Below are 314 nucleotides of genomic sequence, written 5' to 3'. Positions count from 1 at the left end.
CGACGCCGGAGCGCGCTGTTGACGGCACGTTCCTGATGCCGGTGGAAGACGTGTTCTCGATCTCGGGTCGCGGCACCGTGGTGACCGGCCGTATCGAGCGTGGCGTGATCAAGGTCGGCGAAGAAATCGAAATCGTCGGTATCGCCATGGACGGCGACAAGCCGAAGATCGACAAGACGACCTGCACGGGCGTGGAAATGTTCCGCAAGCTGCTGGACCAAGGTCAAGCAGGCGACAACGTCGGTATTCTGCTGCGCGGCACCAAGCGTGAAGACGTTCAGCGTGGCCAAGTGCTGGCCAAGCCGGGCTCGATC

1 protein-coding gene is annotated in these 314 nt (G+C 62.4%); it reads left to right on the top strand.

Going from position 1 to position 314, the window contains the following annotated elements:
- On the top strand, positions 1 to 314 hold a 314-nt coding region (locus RVY79_RS18630; RefSeq protein WP_317466033.1), incomplete at both ends, for an EF-Tu/IF-2/RF-3 family GTPase.

Origin of the sequence: Chromohalobacter sp. HP20-39, from assembly GCF_033052815.1 — a bacterium.
In the GTDB taxonomy this organism is placed as follows: Bacteria; Pseudomonadota; Gammaproteobacteria; order Pseudomonadales; family Halomonadaceae; genus Chromohalobacter.
This window is presented reverse-complemented; position numbering and strand designations above follow the sequence as displayed.